Raw genomic sequence first — 14,977 nt, forward strand, 5'->3', positions numbered from 1 at the left:
GTCCGACGCGCCGTTCGCGGCGCGAGCGGGAGACCTGCCGATGCGCCTCATCCTCTGCGCCGCCGCCCTGGCGCTGGCCGCCGCCACCACGGCCCTGGCCGCCCCGACCGCCGACCAGCCCTGGGTCTCGGTGACGCTCGATCCGGACGGCGAGTCGGCCCTGATCAACGCGACCATCGACATCCCGGCCCCGGCGCAGAAGGTCTGGAGCGCCATGACCGACTGCAACGCCACCCGGGCGATGATCCGCAGCCTGGTCCAGTGCCGCGTGGTCAAGGCCGGCGACGGCTGGGACGTACGCGAGCATGTCACGCGCGGCGGGCCGCTGTGGCCCAGCTTCCGCTATGTGTTCCGCTCGGACTACGAGACGGGCCGCCGCATCCGCTTCCGCAAGCTGGACGGCAACCTGAAGACCTTCGAGGGCGAATGGGACCTGGCCCCGCTGAACAGCGGCCAAGCCACCCGGGTCACCTACCGCACCCGCATGGGCGCCCAGATCTTCGCCCCGCCGGTGCTCGTCCGCGCCGGCCTGCGCAAGGACACGCCGCGCGTGCTGGAAGGCCTGCGCCGGGTGGCGACGGGGGGTTAGTGCTTCCCGCGGTCCCGGCCGAAGTTCGGCTCGGCGCTTTCCTGGCCGAGCGCGATGACGCCCCGGCGGATGGCGCGGGTGCGGGTGAACAGCTCGTGCAGCTTGTCGGCCTCGCCCCAGCGGATCGCGCGGCTGAGCGCCTGCAGGTCCTCGGTGAACCGGCCCAGCACCTCCAGCACCGCGTCCTTGTTGGCCACGAAGATGTCGCGCCACATGGTCGGGTCGCTGGCGGCGATGCGGGTGAAGTCGCGGAAGCCGCCGGCCGAGTACTTCATCACCTCGCCCTCGGTGACGCCCTCGAGGTCCGAGGCGGTGCCGACGATGTTGTAGGCGATCAGGTGCGGCAAGTGGCTGGTGATGGCCAGCACCAGGTCGTGGTGCGCGGCGTCCATCACCTCGACCTGGGCGCCGCAGCCGCGCCAGAAGGCTGACAGCTTCGCCACCGCCTCGGCATAGCCGGCCTGCTCGCTGGGCAGGGGGGTGAGGATGGTCCAGCGGCCGTCGAACAACTCGGCGAACCCGGCGTCGGGGCCCGAGTGCTCGGTGCCGGCGATCGGGTGGCCAGGGATGACGAAGACGTTGTCCGGCGCATGGGCCATCAGCGCCTCGCCGACCGTGCCCTTGACCGAGCCGACGTCGCTGACGATGGCCCCCGGCGCCAGATGGCCGGCGGCGGCGGCCATCGCCTCGCCCATTGCCAGCACCGGCACGGCGAAGATCACCAGGTCCGAGCCGGCGACCCCGTCGCCGATGTCGCCTGTGACCCGGTCGGCCAGCCCCAGCTCGGTGACCCGCGCCCGCACGAATTCCGAAGGGTCGGCGATGACGATGCTGCCGACCAGGCCGTGCAGGCGCGCCGCCCGGACGATCGACGAGCCGATCAGGCCGCAGCCGACGATGGTCAGCTGGTTGAAGAGTTGTCCGGGCATGGTCAGTGCGTCCTTCGAGACGCGATCCTGAGGGATCGCTCCTCTGGATGACGAATATCGTGCCGTCCACCCCACCTCGTCATGGTGAGGAGCGAGCGTTCAGCGAGCGTCTCGAACCACGCACCCATGGTCATGCCCTCCCCATGAACGCGGCGAGGGCGTCGACGACGGCGCGGTTGTGCTCTTCGAGCCCGATGGTGATGCGCAGGTGGTCGGGCAGGCCATAGTTGGTCACGCCGCGCACCAGATAGCCGCGCGAGGCGAGGAAGGCCTCGGCCTCGACGGCGGTCTTGCCCGGCGTCTTCGGGAAGCCGACCAGCACGAAGTTGGCCGCTGACGGGGCAACGTCCAGGCCCAGCCCGCCCAGCTGCTGCGCCATCCACGGCCGCCAGGTCTCGACCAGGTCGATCGAGCGCTGCTTGAAGTCGTCGTCGCCGAGCGCGGCCACCGCGGCCAGCTGGGCCGGGATGTTGACGTTGAACGGCAGCCGGATGCGGTCGATGGCGGCGGTCATCTCGGCCGGCAGATAGCCCCAGCCGACGCGCAGGGCGGCGAGGCCGTAGATCTTCGAGAAGGTCCGGGTGACGGCGATGTTGCGCTCGTGCCGCGCCAGCTCGAAGTCCTCGCTGCTGTCGCGGTCGCTCTGGAATTCGGCGTAGGCGCCGTCGAGCACGAGCACCACCGACGGCGGCAGGTTCTCGTGCAGGCGGCGGATCTCGCTGAACGGGATCCAGGTGCCGGTCGGATTGGCCGGATTGGCGACGAACACCAGCCGGGTGCGGTCGTCGACCTGTTCCAGCAGGGCGTCGACGTCGACGTGCAGGTCCTTCTCCGGGGCGTTGCGGATTTCCGCCCCGCAGGCGCGCGCGCCGATGGCCCAGGCGGCGAAGCCGTGCGCGGGCTGGACCATGTTGTCGCCGGGCTCGAGGAAGGTCTGGCAGAGCAGCTGGAACACCTCGTCCGAGCCGCAGCCGAACAGCAGCCGCTCCGGCTCGAGACCGAACTTGGCCGCGATGCCCTCCCGCAGGATGCTGGCGCGCGGATCGGGATACAGCGCCAGCTTGTCGACGGCGCCGGCGTAGGCCGCCTGGGCCTTGGGCGACGAACCGAGGATGTTCTCGTTGGCCGACAGCTTGATCGGGTGCGTGATGCCCTCGGCGGTGGCCTTGCCGGGCTTGTAGGCCTCGATGTCGAGAATGCCCGGCTTGGGCACGGGGCGGTCGGCTTTGGAACGGTCGGTCGCTTGGGCGGTCATGTCAGAGGTCCGATTTGCACGGGCCTCTTACACGAAGAGGCCTAAAGGTCGAAGGGTTCGGGAGCCGCGCCGATGACGCCATGCAGCCGCCCCGGCGCGCGGGCCAGCCTGGCGTCATCGTGCTGGTAATAGCCCGCCAGCGCATAGAGGGTCAGGCCGCCGTGCTGGGCCAGGGGGCCGCCGGCGACGCCGTCCCGGCTCAGCGCCTCGATGGTCTTGCCGATGTCGGGGGCGTCAGTGACCCACAGGGTCTGGTCGGCGCCGGACGGGCCGACCTCGACCTGGGCCACGGCCAGGGCGGCCGTCGGGCCCCAGGCGCTCAGGCAGGGCAGGGTCGCGAACACCTTCAGCGTCGGCTCGGCCAGCAGCCGGCCCCACCAGCTGGAGTCCGGCGTCAGGGCCAGCACGCCGACGCCGCCGGGCGTCTTGGCGGCGGCCAGCGCCTGCTCGGGCTTGTCGGCGATCGCCAGCTTCGGCGCCACGCCGAAGCGCAGCCGGGCCAGTTCGACGGCCCGGCTCTCCAGCTTGCCGCCCCAGACCGACAGATGGAACGGGCCCTGCTGGCTCAGGCTGTCGCCGATGATCTCGCGCCAGATGCGCACAACCAGGGCCGGGCTGGCCGCCGGGTCGCGGGCCGCCAGCAGGCGGCGCATGATCTGGGCTTCGCGCACGGGTCGCAGGCCGAACTTGCCGCCGTCGCCGGCCGCCCGCTTGGCCTCGGCCACCGCCTTGGCCAGCGCCGCCCGTTCGCCGACGAGCGCCAGCATCTCGCCGTCGAGGACGTCGATGCGGGCGCGGATGGCGTCCAGTGTCAGCGGTGGCGTGGGAGCGTCGGCGCCCATAAATCTTCCCCGAAGCGAGCCTGCGGACCTATGGCATTGCGGCGAAGGGGGCAATACCCGACGCGCGGGGGAAGAAAATTCCCGCGCCCGGCGCCCGGCTTTGGATCTCCCCCCACCGGGCGAGGTGGCTCGCCGGAGGCGAGACGGAGGGGGTACGGCCGCGTCCGGCAAAAGCCCCCTCTGCCAGCCCGTTCGGGCTGACAGCTCCGGTGGGGGGAGCATCCCAAAGCCGCGGCCTCAGAACACCCGCGGCGACGGGCCGAGGCTGAACGGACCGAACTTCGCCTCGCCGTCCTTCAGCTCGACCGGCCCGCCGAAGCTCTGGCCGCCGCCGTCGGCGTCCTTCAGCCGGGCGTCGAGCCGGCCTGCGAGCCGTCCGTCCAGCCCAACCCGCAGCGGGCCGCCGCCGCCGGTCAGCAGGGCGTCGCCGCCGCGCAGCTCGGCGCTGCGCACGGTCAGCGCCCCGCCGCCGTCGCGCCAGCGCCGCACGGCCGAGGGCCAGCTGTTCCCGTGGAAGCCGCTGACCTTCGACAGCGTCAGGTCCCAGGTCATCGACACCGGCCGGTCCTGGGCGATGCGCGCCGGCAGGCCCTTCAGTCGCAGCCGCGCGCCCTCGACGCGGAACAGCACCCCGCCCTGGTCGTCAGGGCCGGGCCGGGTGTGCAGCTCCAGCCGGTCGGCGGACTGGATCATCGACGGCTTGCCGCCCGGCGGGGTGTCGACGGCCACGTCCACCCCCTCGATCGACAGCTTCGGCGGCGTCGCTCCGAACCCGCCGAGGCTGGCGCGCAGCGCCCGCGCCCGCACGGTCACCGGCCCGCCGTCCGGGCGGCTGACGGTCACGCCGTCGGGCGCGACTAGCATCCACTGGTCCAGCCGGTAGATATAGGCCTCGCCCTTGAGCAGCGGCATGGCCAGGGCCCAGCCCGACGGCTCGCCGATGCGCGGCTCGGTCAGGGTCACGTCGAGCCGGAACGGGAAGCCGGTCACGGTGCGCGTCTTCCACGACACGGGGTACCCCTGCGCCCGCAGCTCGGCGACGGCCGCGTCCATCCGCGTGACCGTCTCGCCGCGCAGCTTGACCCAGGCGATGCTCCAGCCGACCACCAGCAGCAATGCCAACAGCCAGGGCAGAAAAAGTCCGATCCTGTGGGACTTCCGGCGGGGCGGGCTATCGGGCAGGGTCATGGGCACGGGCGCTTTGCAAGGACGACGGATGGACGGCGCGGAACAGGACCGCTGGGTGTTCGGATACGGATCGCTTATGTGGCGGCCCGGGTTCCCGTTCATAGACCGCCGCCGTGCAACCCTCCACGGGCGGCGGCGCGCCTTCTGCATATATTCGGTGCACCACCGGGGGACCTACGAGCGGCCGGGACTGGTGCTGGGCCTGGCCCCCGGCGGCGCGACGCGCGGCATGGCCTACCGGGTGGCCGCCTCTGAGTGGCCGGAGACCTACGCCTATCTGCGCGAGCGCGAACAGCCGACCGAGACCTATGTCGAGGCCTGGCGACCGGTCAGGATCGACGGCGTCGGCAAGGTCGAGACCCTGGTCTTCCTGTCGGACCCCCTGCACAAGCAGTGGGCCGGCGCCCTGACGCTCGACCAGCAGGCCGACCTGATCTACGGCGCGGCGGGCCTGTCCGGCCGCAACATCGACTACCTCCGCGACCTCGTCGTCCACCTGCGCGAGGAAGCCGTCCGCGACGCCGGCATGGAACGCCTGCTGGCCATGGTCGAGGAGCGGGAGGCCGCCGCCGGCGCCGCCTGACTACGGCGGCGTCGGCCGCGCCCCGACCCGCACGCTGCCCAGCCTGCGCGTGCCGTGCTCGCCCGGCGTCAGTTCGATCTCCAGCGACTCGACCTGCTCGTCCGGCCGTCCCCAGGCGCGGTAGATGCGCAGCTTGACGATCACCGGCCCGTTCGGGTTGAGGCGGTCGGCCGAGAAGACATTGGCCTGCAGGACATACTCCCCGCGCGGCGCGCGGTGCAGCAGGTACTCCTCGGGCCCGTAGCCGCGCGTCATGTCGTTCGACAGCCGGCCGCCGATGGCGGTCCTGGGATTGTTGTAGATGGCCCGTTCGCCGCTCGGCTCGTCGATCCACAGGTCCATGTCGGTGACATTGGTGTTCCAGTCCATCACAACCCGCAGATCGACATCGAGCAGCGCGACCAGGCGCGGATCGAGCGGGATGTCGCTGACCCCAAGGGCCTTCAGCTTCGGAATGATCCGGTTGGCCTCCATCAGCGAGATGACCTCGATGCCGTCCCAGTCGGCGTTCCACGGGGTCATCACCACCTCGGTCAGCAGGTCCAGCGCGCGGCGATAGTCGGCGATCACGCGGGCGCGCGGCGCGCCGGGCCGTTCCGCCCGCGTGATCAGCGCCAGCGCCAGGTCGCGGCGCGGCTGCGGACGGTCCGGCTCGAGATAGAGGATCCGCTCGTACATCCACTCGGCGCGGCTGTCGTCGCCGTAGCGCATCATCCGGTCAGCCAGGATGGTCAGGGTGGTGACGTCGGCGACCGGCAGCTCCAGCGCACTGAGCGCCACCGCCCGGGCGTCCTCGACCCGGCCCTCGCGGAACAGGTACTCGGCCACGTCGAGGTAGAAGGCCGGCAAGGCGCCGGAGAGCGCCTCCTGCTCATGGAACACGGTCCAGAAGTCCTCTGCCTTCGCCGCCTTCAACGCCTTCAGGTACGGCCGGTCGGGGTTCCAGGGCTCGAGCTGGACCGTCATCGGCCGGCCGGAGGCGGTCGCGGGCTCGGGCGAGGCCGGCGCGGGTGCGGCGGCGCCGTCGGCCTGACGTTGCGCGGTCACAACGACGGCGTTGACGCTGGTATCCCCGCTGACCGGAGGCGGAGGCGGAGGAGGGGGCGGCGGAGGAGGCGGGGGCGGCGGCGGCATGGCCATCGCCGGGGGCGGCGCCGGCCGCCGAAGCATGCCGCCGTCCCCGGCGCCCTTCGGCCGCGCCTGAGGATCGAACTTCGTCGCCCACCAGGCCTTCTGGGCGTCCCACAACTCGATCACGTCGCCGAGCCGGTCGGCCTTGGCGTCGCGGGCGGTCTGCTCGGCGGCCTTCCGCGCCTCGCGGTACTGGGCCAGCATCTCCTTGCCGAGGCTCTCGGGCGGGGCGATGCCGGCGTTGATGTAGTCCTGCAGCTGCTCGAGCACGATGAAGGCCGCGGCCGGGCTGGCCACCGAATATTTCCGGGCGAAGGCGATGATCCGCTCCTGGTCCGGCTGGTCCGTGGCGGACAGGTCGCCCAGCTGGTCCACCGCCCACAGGGCGCCCAGCCCGTCGTGGGCGCGCGGCGCGCCGGCGGGTACGGCGTAGCTCCTGTTGCCGTCGGCGGCGTCGGCCAGCCGGACGGTCAGCCGTTCGGTGCGCGGGAGCTGCCCGACGATGCGGAAGCGTCCGGCGCCGGCCGGCAGCACGCGGAAGTCGACGTCCTCGCCGTCGGCCGTCCGCACGTCCAGCACCCGCGGCGCGTCACGGTCCAGCCGCGTGACGGCCTGGTCCGGCGTCTGCGCCGTCAGGTCCACCGCCTCGCCGCCCGAGCGGCCGGCCAGGGCGCGCAGCAGGCCGCGATCGGCGTCGGCCGTGCTCGACACCGCATAGAGCCGGCAGGGCGCCCGCACGGGCTTGTAGGCGTCGACGGTCATCACCCCGTCGGAGACGAACAGGCAGACGTCCGCCGTCGGCGCGTCGAGGTCGAACAGACCCTTCATCGAGGCGCCGCTGCCATAGGTCACCCCCTTGAGCGCCTCCAGCACCTGCTCCCGCGCGTCCGGTCCGGTGAACGTCCGCACCCGCGGCGCGCCGGCGTCGAACAGCACCAGGTCCACCGCGCCCGGCGCGGCCTGGGCCAGGTACAGCTCGACCAGCCGCCGCTCGGCGGCCAGGTCGTCATTGGCGCGCGACAGCGACCGGTCCCAGTAGATCCGCACGCGACGGGCCGCCAGATCGCCCGCGGTCCGCGGCGCGGCCACGTCGTCGATCTCGAAAAAGGCGTCGCCGCTGGCGTGGCGGGCGGTCAGCATGGGCGTGGCGCGCTGAACGGGGCCGATGGTCAGGCCGCCCGCGAGCTTGACCTCGCGCGCGCTCACCGCCCCGCCGTTGATCCGCGCCGTCAGCCCGCCCGGGCCCGTCACGGTCGGCGTCGCCGCCAGGTCCTGACCGGTCACCTCCAGGCTGAACGCCCCCACGGTCTTGGCCGACTCCAGCGGGAAGACGTAGGCGCCGCCGGCCTGCAGCGGGGTGACAAACGTCAGCCGGATGGTCCGCCCCTTGCCGGGCAGGATGGGGAACACGCGCGTCTTGAACGCCCCGGCGCGGGTCACTGTGGCGATGCCGGGATCGATCCCGCGCCGCACCTGCGCTTCATAGGCCAGCCGCGCCTTGCGCTCGCCGACCAGCACGCCGTCGACCATCTGGCCGTTGATGTCGAGCGCATAGCCGGTGACCACCGAGCCCGCCGGCAGGTCCAGCGTGAACGCCCCTTCCACCGGTCGGGCCGACGGGTTGTCGAAGTGGATCGTGGCGGTGGTCACCGCGGCGCCGCCGGCGATGTCGACCTTGAGGTCGAGAGCGCCGATCTTCAGCTGCTCGTCACGCGGCTTGCCGCCGTCGCCGAAATAGTCGCGCGCCAGCAGTTCCGGGTTGGCCGGCGCGGCGACGACAGGCCCGGCCAGCATCAGCGCCGCCAGGACAACCCCGAGACCCAATCCACGCATACGCTTCCACCCTGTGCCGGTTTGGGTGGAAGTACCGCATGGGCTCAGGGACCCCGCAACTCCCGTTTGCGGGGCGCCCGCGCCCGGCGTTCTAGCCGGCCCGCTTCCAGGTCTGCGTCTGGCACAGCGGCGCGACCACGCAGCCCTTGAGCTTCAGCGTGCCGCCGTCGACGAGGTCCATCGTGCCCTGGTAGGTGCCGCCGTCCTGCGGGCGGTAGATGGCGCCGCCGGTCCAGCGGGCCGGGCCGCCGTTGAAGCCGGTCATGATCACCAGCCCTTTGAGCGGGCGGTTGCGCAGCGCCGGGTCCTTGTTGGCTTCGTCCTTCAGGCCCGGATTGGCGCGGATCTTGTCGGAGGTGAGGATCTTGCCGCACAGCCTGGCGCCGCAGGGAAACACCTCGATCTGGCCGTGGTCGTCGGGCGTCAGCCAGACGCCGACAGGCGAGCCCGCGCCGGCGGCCACTGACGAGGAGGCCGCGCCGGCGGTCAGCAGCAGGGCGGCGGACAGGGCGAGGAGGGGCCGGGGCAGGGACATGGGGGTCTCCGGTCTGAAAGGGATTGCCCGCAAGTTGTACCCGAAACCGTCTCCCCGGCGAAGGGCGGAGCGGCGGCCTACAGCCCCTCGGCGATCAGCGCGTTCGACGCAGCCTCGATCCGCGTTTCCATCTCACGCATGAACTCGCCGCGCTTCAGGCCGGGCGGGATGGCGGGCAGGAACTCGAACACGATCGTGCCCGGGTAGCGCATCACCCCGTGGGCCGGCCAGTGAACGCCGGTGTTCAGCGCCATCGGCGTCACCGGCATGTTCAGGTCGCGGTAGAGGGCCGCGATGCCGGGCTTGTAGTCGGGTTCGGCGCCGGGCGCCTTGCGCGTGCCTTCGGCGAAGATGACCAGCTGGCGGGCGTCCCGGAACCGGTCCCGGGCGTCGGCGACCAGCTTGCGCAGGGCCGAGGCGTGGCCGTCGCGGTCGACGACGATCATGCCGCCCTTTTTCGCGTACCAGCCGAGGAACGGGATGACCATCAGCTCCTTCTTGGTCACGAAGCAGGCGTCCGGCAGGAAGGCGAAGCTGCCGAAGATGTCGAACATGCACTGGTGCTTGGCCGCGATCAGCACCGCGCCCTTGGGCAGGTGCTCGCGGCCGCGGATCTCGACCTTGATGTTGCAGATCACCCGCAGCAGCAGGGTGGTGCCCGCGCCGTACCAGGTCAGCACATGCGTCACCCAGCGCCGCGGCGCGAGGAACAGCGGGATCATCAGCAGGGCGACGAGCGTCGAATACAGATAGTAGAGGGCGATGAAGGTCAGCGACCGGACCAGGATCAAGGCTTGGTTCCTTTCGCGGCCGGCTCGGCCGGCGGCGTCTCGTGGGATTTCGGGGCGACGCCGGCCACGCTCTCGCGGACCAGGATCGCCAGGTACTTGCAGTATTCGATGCTGAGCCGGCGCGCATCCCCGCTCTTGCGCCACCAGTGACGCACGTCGACCGGGCCGGTGACGACGGGGTAGGGCGTCAGGGTCGCCTGCGGCATGACCTCGCGCAGCAGCAGCAGGGTGCGCGGCATGTGGTAGTCGGAGGTCACCACGATCAGCCGATCATAGCCCTTGCCGCGCGCCCATTCGGCGATCTCGTCGGCATTGCCGATGGTGTCGGCGGCGGCGTAGCCCAGGTCGACGCAGCAGTCGTAGATCGGCTTGACCGCGCCGGTCACGGCCAGCAGGTCGGCGCGGCTGGCCTCCTTGTTGACGCCGGAGATCAGCAGGCGGCGGCCCTTGCCGCGCTCGAGCAGCCGCACGGCCGCCTCCAGCCGCAGGTCCGAGGCGCCGGTCAGGGCGACCACGGCGTCGGCCACCGGCGGCTCGTCGGCCGGAGTCGACCGCTCGATCCGCTGGGCGAAGGCGACGAGGCCGACGGCCCAGATCAGGGCCAGGACCAGAACGACAGCCAGAACGCGTCTCACGACAGTTCTCCAATCAGGCCCCGCGCCGCCAGGCGGGCGGCGACGGCGGCGACCAGCGCGGCCAGCAGGGGCGTCGGAACGACCGCGACCAGGTCGATCCAGGCCACCGGCAGAACCGGCGTCAGGCCCTGTCCCCCGCCGGCCAGTCTGGCCAGGGCCCCGATGATGGCCGCCCCCGCCGCGCCGAACAAGCCCGCCAGGGCCGCGGCCTGGGCGAAACGCGTCTGGAACAGGCGAATGACGAAGGCCGGCTGGGCGCCGGAGAGGTGCAGCACCTCGATGGTTTCGCGGTGGGCCGCCATGGCCGCGCGGGTGGCGAAGGCGATCACCGCCCCGGCCGCCGAGGCGATCAGCAGGAACACCGCCAGCGCCGACCAGCGGGCGACGGCCGCGCCGCGTTCGATATCGCCGATCCACAGGCTGTGGTCGTCGACGGTCGCGTCGATGCCGGCGGCCTTCAGCGCCTGGTCCAGCGCCGCGGCGCTGGCCGGGGCCTTGGGGTCGAGGTCGACGGCGACGAGGCGGGGAATCGGCAGGTCGTCGAGCAGCGCCTCATGGCCGAGCCATGGCTCCAGCAGCGCCTCGGCCTTGGCCTTTTCCAGCGCCCGGGCCTCGGTCACGCCCTTGACCCCCGACAGGGCTTCCGCGGCGCGGCCGGCGGCGGTGTCGGGCGTCTCGTTCCCCTGGGCGCGCACCACCACGGTGGCGGAGTCGGTCAGCTGGCCGGTCCAGCCGTGGGCGGCGCGGTTGGCGGCCAGCGCGCCCAGCGCCGTCAGGCAGGCGAGGAAGCACAGCACGGCCACGACGAACACCAGCGAGCCGTCGCGCGGATCGCGCCTGGGCAGCAGTGGTCCGGGCTTCCAGCGTTGCGGATCGAACAGGTCGGTCATGCGCCCGGCTCCGCCTGCACATTTCGGCCGAAGGTGCGCAGCCGGCCCTTGTCGAGATGCAGCACGGGCTGGCCGGAGCGGGCGACGAGATCCTCGTCGTGGCTGGCGATCAGCACCGTGGTGCCCAGCCGGTTGAGCTCGACGAACAGCTTGAGGATGCGCAGGGCGTGGGCGTCGTCCACGTTGCCGGTCGGTTCGTCGGCCAGCAGGATGTCGGGCCGGCCCACCACCGCCCGGGCGATGGCCAGCCGCTGCTTCTCGCCGCCCGACAGCGTCGGGGGCAGGGCGTGCATCCGCGGCTTGAGGCCTACCCAGGCCAGCAGTTCGGCGACGTCATTGCGGTATTCGTCGGGTTTGGCCCCGGCGATGCGCAGCGGCAGGGCGACGTTGTCGAACGCCGACAGGTGGTCGAGCAGCTTGAACTCCTGGAACACCACCCCGATGCGCCGGCGCAGGAACGGCCGGTCCGACGGGGCCACGGCCTCCACGTCGCGGCCGAACAGCTCGATCGTGCCGCGCGACGGCCGCTCGGCCAGATAGATCAGCTTCAGCAGACTGCTCTTGCCGGCCCCGGAGGGCCCGGTGAGGAAGTGAAACGAGCCCGGCGCCAGGGCGAAATTGACGTCGCGCAGCACCTCGGCCGCGCGGCCATAGCGCATGCCCACGCCGTCGAAGCGCAGGATGGGGCCGGCGAGCGGTTCGCCGGGGGATGCGACGTCTCGGTTTCTGGACATGGGAGCCGAAATCGGCGACCTCAATGGAGGAGCGGGAGCGTCCGATTCGCCGGCATGATACTGACCTGTCCAGAGTGCGCTACCCGCTATTTCGTCCCCGACGACAAGGTCGGACCGGACGGGCGAACGGTGAAGTGCTCGTCCTGCGGAAACCGCTGGACCGCCCATGGTGAACCCGCCCTGGAGCTGTTCGTCGACGCCAACGAGGGCGCGACGGTCCGCGAGGTCGTCGACCCCCTCGCCGCGGAGCCGCCGGTCAGCGCCCTGCCGGGCGAGGAACTGCCGAAAGTCTTCCGCCAGAAGGCCGACACCGACCGCAAGGTCCGCGAAGCGGTGACCACGGGCATCGTCTGGGCCGGCATGGCCGTGGCCCTGATGGCCATGGTCGGCGCCGCCGTGGTGTTCCGGGTCCATGTCGTCCAGCTCTGGCCCGGCAGCGCCGCGGCCTACGCCAATGTCGGCCTGCCGGTGAACCGGCTGGGCCTGACTATCGAGAATGTCCGCGCCGAGGCCGCGCTGCAGGACGGCCACGCCGCGCTCGCCGTCACCGGCGTGATCCGCAATGTCGAGGACACGGCGGCCGCCGCCCCGCCGCTGCGCGTCACCCTGGTCAACAAGGCCGGCAAGGTGGTGGCGGTGAAGCTGGCCGACCCGGCCGACCCGTTGATTCCGCCGGGCGGGGTGCGCCACTTCGTGGTCACGCTGCTCGATCCCCCGACCACCGCCGCCGATCTCGAGGTCGCCTTCGATCTCAAGCATCGCGCGGCGCCCGCGCCCGCCGCGCCCGGCCATGCGCCGGAGACGAAGACGCTCGACCTGCGCGGCGCGGCCGAACCCGCCGCCGTGCCGGCGGTCGCCGCCGCCGAGGCCCACGCCCTGCCGGACGCCTCGCCCTACGCCCTGCCCAAGGAAGGCCACTGATGAGCGACCAGCCCTCCGTCCTGATCACGGAAGCCGAGGTCGCCGAGCGCGTCGCCGCCGTGGCCGCGCTGATCGCGCCGCGCATCGACGACGAGACGGTGATGGTGTGCCTGCTGACCGGCGGCCTGTGGTTCGCCGCGGACCTGACCCGCGCCCTGGCCCGGCTCGGCCGGCATGTGCATTTCGACGCCCTGTGGCTGTCGTCCTACCGCGACGAGCGTCACAGCTACGGCCGCTGCGAGGTGCGCGCCGACCTGCAGCGTCCCGTGCTGGGCCGCAAGGCCCTGATCGTCGACGACGTGTTCGACACCGGCCTGTCGCTCAGCGAAGCGGCGCGCCTGGTGAAGGACGCCGGCGCCGCCGAGGTGCTGACCGCCGTCTTCGCCAGAAAGCCCTGGCCGACCGAACGGGCGCTCAAGGTCGACTTCGTCGCCTGGGAAGCCCCGGCCCGCTTCCTCGTCGGCTACGGCATGGATGTCGCCGGCAGCATGCGCGGCCTGCCCTACATCGGGGCGATGGACTGAGGGTCAGTCCTCGATGGCCTCGATGCCGAGGCGGTCGAGTTCCTTCAGGTGATCACGCATGGTCCGGAGTTGCTCGGCCGAATGCCCCGTCCATCCCGTCACTTCCCCCACGACCCGAAGCGGGGCCTTTGAACGGTAGGATCGCGTCGGATTTCCCGGAAACTTCTTGTCGGTCAGGTTGGGGTCGTCCTCGAAGGCGCCGGTCGGCTCGACGATATAGATCCGGCCCGGACCGTCGCCCCCCGCCAGTTCAGCGCCCCAGGTCGCCGCCTCCAGGGTCGCGGTCAGATAGACGTAGGCCGCGGTCCGGCGACGGCCGTAGTTGGAGGCGAAGCCCGGGCCGATCAGGTCGCCGGGCCGAAGGTCGGCCTTCGTTCCGTGAAAATAGGCCTCGGCTTGCGGTGCTTTGGAGTCGGTCATCGGTCGGCGGATCCTCCTGGAAGGCGGTCGCCGCGGACTTCGGTCCCGTGCGGCGACGACCCCAGAGTCCGGAAAATTCGCCGCCGGCCAATTCTTGAACTTAGGTTTTTCGTGACCAGATAGAGGTCAGGCAGGGCGCGGCCCCGGCCGTCACCCCTCCCACTGAAACACATCTTCCACGCCCACGCCGAACACGCGCGAGATGCGGAACGCCGCCTCGAGCGAGGGGGAGTACTTGCCCTGCTCGATGGCGACGATGGTCTGGCGGGTCATGCCGATGGCGTCGGCCAGCGCCTGCTGGGTCATCTCGCCGTGGTCGAAGCGCAGGCGGCGGATGGTGTTGCTGATCGGCGGGGGAGCGGCCATCGTCACACGCCCCGACGGTAGCCGATGATCTTGCCGCCGGAATGGACCACCTCGCCCAAAACCATGGCCAGCAGGATGCCGTTGGCCATGACCAGCGGACTGGCGCCGGCCATCCACAGGGCGGAGACGCAGAACACCGCCCCGTTCAGGGCGTAGAAGCCGGCCCGCGCGGCCTTCAGGTCGATCAGCCGTTCGCGCTCGTCCATCGGGGTGTCGGCCTGCTTGCCGGACACCACGGCCACGGCGATGGCCAGGACGATCTGCACGATGACGATCAGGACCGTGCCGCCGATGAACAGCCCCACCGTGCTGGCCGGCAGGCCGTCCAGGCTGCGCCGCTCGAGCAGCCCCTGGCCGATGATCCAGAAGTAGGTCCCCCAGACGCCCACGGTGGTGATCAGCGAAATCCAGGCGCTCTTTTCGCGAAACGGCATGACGGCTTTCCCTTCGGAATGTCTGATATGTTGGTCGTCATGTAAAAAATATCAGACATAATGTCCAGTAAAACATTCCTCGCCCATGGCGATCCCGCGGAACCCGAGGCGCGGAAAGGGATTCTTCCTTCCAAAGGAGACCCGTCATGTCCAAGCGCGAACTGATCGATACCGGGACCGACAAGCGTTACGTCCGCCGCGACGAGGGCGGCCGGTTCAAGGAGTCGGACGATGTCGGCAAGTCGCTCGCCGCCGATGTCCGGCAGAAGGCGAAGACGCCCGCGAAGGCCGGCCAGGGCGACCGCGGCGACCGCAAGACCTCCTGACGCCACGTCATACTTGTCGTCGCCCCGCGCGGCCTGACAGGCTGGTCCAGA

Annotated in this window: 18 protein-coding genes; 5 read left to right on the plus strand and 13 right to left on the minus strand. The window is 71.4% G+C overall.

Going from position 1 to position 14,977, the window contains the following annotated elements:
• Positions 1-40: 40 nt before the first annotated feature.
• Positions 41-589: an SRPBCC family protein gene (locus tag AC1RN0_RS03005; protein ID WP_492785943.1), complete on the plus strand. Its 549-nt coding sequence runs from the start codon at positions 41-43 to the stop codon at positions 587-589.
• Here AC1RN0_RS03005 and AC1RN0_RS03010 read toward each other — a convergent pair.
• The 4 genes from AC1RN0_RS03010 to AC1RN0_RS03025 all read right to left on the minus strand — a co-directional run bounded on the left by AC1RN0_RS03010 (position 586) and on the right by AC1RN0_RS03025 (position 4,803).
• Positions 586-1,518 (minus strand): prephenate/arogenate dehydrogenase family protein, encoded by a 933-nt coding sequence (locus AC1RN0_RS03010; protein WP_492785944.1) that lies wholly within the window; start codon positions 1,516-1,518, stop codon positions 586-588. The two genes, AC1RN0_RS03005 and AC1RN0_RS03010, sit on opposite strands and share 4 nt — an antisense overlap.
• Before the next feature lie 130 nt (positions 1,519-1,648).
• Positions 1,649-2,773 (minus strand): histidinol-phosphate transaminase, encoded by a 1,125-nt coding sequence (gene hisC, locus AC1RN0_RS03015; RefSeq protein WP_492785945.1) that lies wholly within the window; start codon positions 2,771-2,773, stop codon positions 1,649-1,651.
• Between the two features lie 41 nt (positions 2,774-2,814).
• Positions 2,815-3,615 carry a chorismate mutase gene (locus AC1RN0_RS03020; RefSeq protein WP_492785946.1) on the minus strand — a complete coding sequence of 267 codons (801 nt, stop codon included), beginning with the start codon at positions 3,613-3,615 and terminating at the stop codon, positions 2,815-2,817.
• 237 nt (positions 3,616-3,852) lie between these two features.
• Positions 3,853-4,803 (minus strand): DUF2125 domain-containing protein, encoded by a 951-nt coding sequence (locus tag AC1RN0_RS03025; RefSeq protein ID WP_492785947.1) that lies wholly within the window; start codon positions 4,801-4,803, stop codon positions 3,853-3,855.
• Between the two features lie 28 nt (positions 4,804-4,831).
• Between AC1RN0_RS03025 and AC1RN0_RS03030 the strand changes: the two genes are divergently transcribed.
• Positions 4,832-5,386 (plus strand): gamma-glutamylcyclotransferase, encoded by a 555-nt coding sequence (locus AC1RN0_RS03030; RefSeq protein WP_492785948.1) that lies wholly within the window; start codon positions 4,832-4,834, stop codon positions 5,384-5,386.
• Here AC1RN0_RS03030 and AC1RN0_RS03035 read toward each other — a convergent pair whose 3' ends face one another.
• From AC1RN0_RS03035 to ftsE, 6 genes are all read right to left on the minus strand, one after another.
• The gene (locus AC1RN0_RS03035; protein ID WP_492785949.1) at positions 5,387-8,350 is read right to left on the minus strand and encodes a DUF2135 domain-containing protein; all 2,964 of its coding nucleotides are present in this window, start codon (positions 8,348-8,350) and stop codon (positions 5,387-5,389) included. It abuts the gene before it with no gap.
• Between the two features lie 91 nt (positions 8,351-8,441).
• The gene (locus tag AC1RN0_RS03040; RefSeq protein WP_492785950.1) at positions 8,442-8,885 is read right to left on the minus strand and encodes a DUF2147 domain-containing protein; all 444 of its coding nucleotides are present in this window, start codon (positions 8,883-8,885) and stop codon (positions 8,442-8,444) included.
• A gap of 77 nt (positions 8,886-8,962) precedes the next feature.
• Positions 8,963-9,676: a lysophospholipid acyltransferase family protein gene (locus AC1RN0_RS03045; protein ID WP_492785951.1), complete on the minus strand. Its 714-nt coding sequence runs from the start codon at positions 9,674-9,676 to the stop codon at positions 8,963-8,965.
• On the minus strand, positions 9,673-10,311 hold the full coding sequence (locus AC1RN0_RS03050) for a YdcF family protein (RefSeq protein WP_492785952.1): 639 nt from the start codon (positions 10,309-10,311) through the stop codon (positions 9,673-9,675). The genes AC1RN0_RS03045 and AC1RN0_RS03050 overlap by 4 nt, the downstream gene beginning before the upstream one ends.
• Positions 10,308-11,201 (minus strand): cell division protein FtsX, encoded by an 894-nt coding sequence (locus AC1RN0_RS03055; RefSeq protein WP_492785953.1) that lies wholly within the window; start codon positions 11,199-11,201, stop codon positions 10,308-10,310. The genes AC1RN0_RS03050 and AC1RN0_RS03055 overlap by 4 nt, the downstream gene beginning before the upstream one ends.
• The gene (gene ftsE / locus AC1RN0_RS03060) at positions 11,198-11,935 is read right to left on the minus strand and encodes a cell division ATP-binding protein FtsE (RefSeq protein ID WP_492785954.1); all 738 of its coding nucleotides are present in this window, start codon (positions 11,933-11,935) and stop codon (positions 11,198-11,200) included. The genes AC1RN0_RS03055 and ftsE overlap by 4 nt, the downstream gene beginning before the upstream one ends.
• A gap of 54 nt (positions 11,936-11,989) precedes the next feature.
• Here ftsE and AC1RN0_RS03065 point away from each other — a divergent pair, with 54 nt between their 5' ends.
• Both AC1RN0_RS03065 and AC1RN0_RS03070 read left to right on the plus strand, forming a co-directional pair.
• Positions 11,990-12,856 (plus strand): MJ0042-type zinc finger domain-containing protein, encoded by an 867-nt coding sequence (locus tag AC1RN0_RS03065; RefSeq protein WP_492785955.1) that lies wholly within the window; start codon positions 11,990-11,992, stop codon positions 12,854-12,856.
• Positions 12,856-13,380 carry a phosphoribosyltransferase gene (locus AC1RN0_RS03070; RefSeq protein WP_492785956.1) on the plus strand — a complete coding sequence of 175 codons (525 nt, stop codon included), beginning with the start codon at positions 12,856-12,858 and terminating at the stop codon, positions 13,378-13,380. The genes AC1RN0_RS03065 and AC1RN0_RS03070 overlap by 1 nt, the downstream gene beginning before the upstream one ends.
• Positions 13,381-13,383: 3 nt before the next feature.
• Here AC1RN0_RS03070 and arr read toward each other — a convergent pair whose 3' ends face one another.
• The 3 genes from arr to AC1RN0_RS03085 form a co-directional block, all read right to left on the minus strand.
• Positions 13,384-13,800, minus strand: a complete 417-nt coding sequence (arr, locus tag AC1RN0_RS03075) for an NAD(+)--rifampin ADP-ribosyltransferase (protein WP_492785957.1) — start codon at positions 13,798-13,800, stop codon at positions 13,384-13,386.
• 150 nt (positions 13,801-13,950) lie between these two features.
• Complete coding sequence (locus tag AC1RN0_RS03080; protein ID WP_492785958.1) at positions 13,951-14,166, minus strand: helix-turn-helix transcriptional regulator; 216 nt, start codon at positions 14,164-14,166, stop codon at positions 13,951-13,953.
• A gap of 2 nt (positions 14,167-14,168) precedes the next feature.
• Complete coding sequence (locus tag AC1RN0_RS03085) at positions 14,169-14,600, minus strand: hypothetical protein (RefSeq protein ID WP_492785959.1); 432 nt, start codon at positions 14,598-14,600, stop codon at positions 14,169-14,171.
• Positions 14,601-14,746: 146 nt separating this feature from the next.
• Between AC1RN0_RS03085 and AC1RN0_RS03090 the strand changes: the two genes are divergently transcribed.
• A complete protein-coding gene (locus tag AC1RN0_RS03090) occupies positions 14,747-14,926 on the plus strand; it encodes a hypothetical protein (protein WP_492785960.1) in 180 nt (59 codons plus the stop codon).
• Positions 14,927-14,977 lie beyond the last annotated feature (51 nt).

Source organism: Caulobacter sp. GW821-FHT12F03 (assembly GCF_058806855.1).

Bases quoted from the DNA above. Each gene is read 5' to 3' on its own strand.
- AC1RN0_RS03005 (WP_492785943.1), top strand. From the start codon at position 41: ATGCGCCTCATCCTCTGCGCCGCCGCCCTGGCGCTGGCCGCCGCCACC.
- AC1RN0_RS03010 (WP_492785944.1), bottom strand. From the start codon at position 1,518: ATGCCCGGACAACTCTTCAACCAGCTGACCATCGTCGGCTGCGGCCTG.
- hisC (WP_492785945.1), bottom strand. From the start codon at position 2,773: ATGACCGCCCAAGCGACCGACCGTTCCAAAGCCGACCGCCCCGTGCCC.
- AC1RN0_RS03020 (WP_492785946.1), bottom strand. From the start codon at position 3,615: ATGGGCGCCGACGCTCCCACGCCACCGCTGACACTGGACGCCATCCGC.
- AC1RN0_RS03025 (WP_492785947.1), bottom strand. From the start codon at position 4,803: ATGACCCTGCCCGATAGCCCGCCCCGCCGGAAGTCCCACAGGATCGGA.
- AC1RN0_RS03030 (WP_492785948.1), top strand. From the start codon at position 4,832: ATGGACGGCGCGGAACAGGACCGCTGGGTGTTCGGATACGGATCGCTT.
- AC1RN0_RS03035 (WP_492785949.1), bottom strand. From the start codon at position 8,350: ATGCGTGGATTGGGTCTCGGGGTTGTCCTGGCGGCGCTGATGCTGGCC.
- AC1RN0_RS03040 (WP_492785950.1), bottom strand. From the start codon at position 8,885: ATGTCCCTGCCCCGGCCCCTCCTCGCCCTGTCCGCCGCCCTGCTGCTG.
- AC1RN0_RS03055 (WP_492785953.1), bottom strand. From the start codon at position 11,201: ATGACCGACCTGTTCGATCCGCAACGCTGGAAGCCCGGACCACTGCTG.
- ftsE (WP_492785954.1), bottom strand. From the start codon at position 11,935: ATGTCCAGAAACCGAGACGTCGCATCCCCCGGCGAACCGCTCGCCGGC.
- AC1RN0_RS03065 (WP_492785955.1), top strand. From the start codon at position 11,990: ATGATACTGACCTGTCCAGAGTGCGCTACCCGCTATTTCGTCCCCGAC.
- AC1RN0_RS03070 (WP_492785956.1), top strand. From the start codon at position 12,856: ATGAGCGACCAGCCCTCCGTCCTGATCACGGAAGCCGAGGTCGCCGAG.
- arr (WP_492785957.1), bottom strand. From the start codon at position 13,800: ATGACCGACTCCAAAGCACCGCAAGCCGAGGCCTATTTTCACGGAACG.
- AC1RN0_RS03080 (WP_492785958.1), bottom strand. From the start codon at position 14,166: ATGGCCGCTCCCCCGCCGATCAGCAACACCATCCGCCGCCTGCGCTTC.
- AC1RN0_RS03085 (WP_492785959.1), bottom strand. From the start codon at position 14,600: ATGCCGTTTCGCGAAAAGAGCGCCTGGATTTCGCTGATCACCACCGTG.
- AC1RN0_RS03090 (WP_492785960.1), top strand. From the start codon at position 14,747: ATGTCCAAGCGCGAACTGATCGATACCGGGACCGACAAGCGTTACGTC.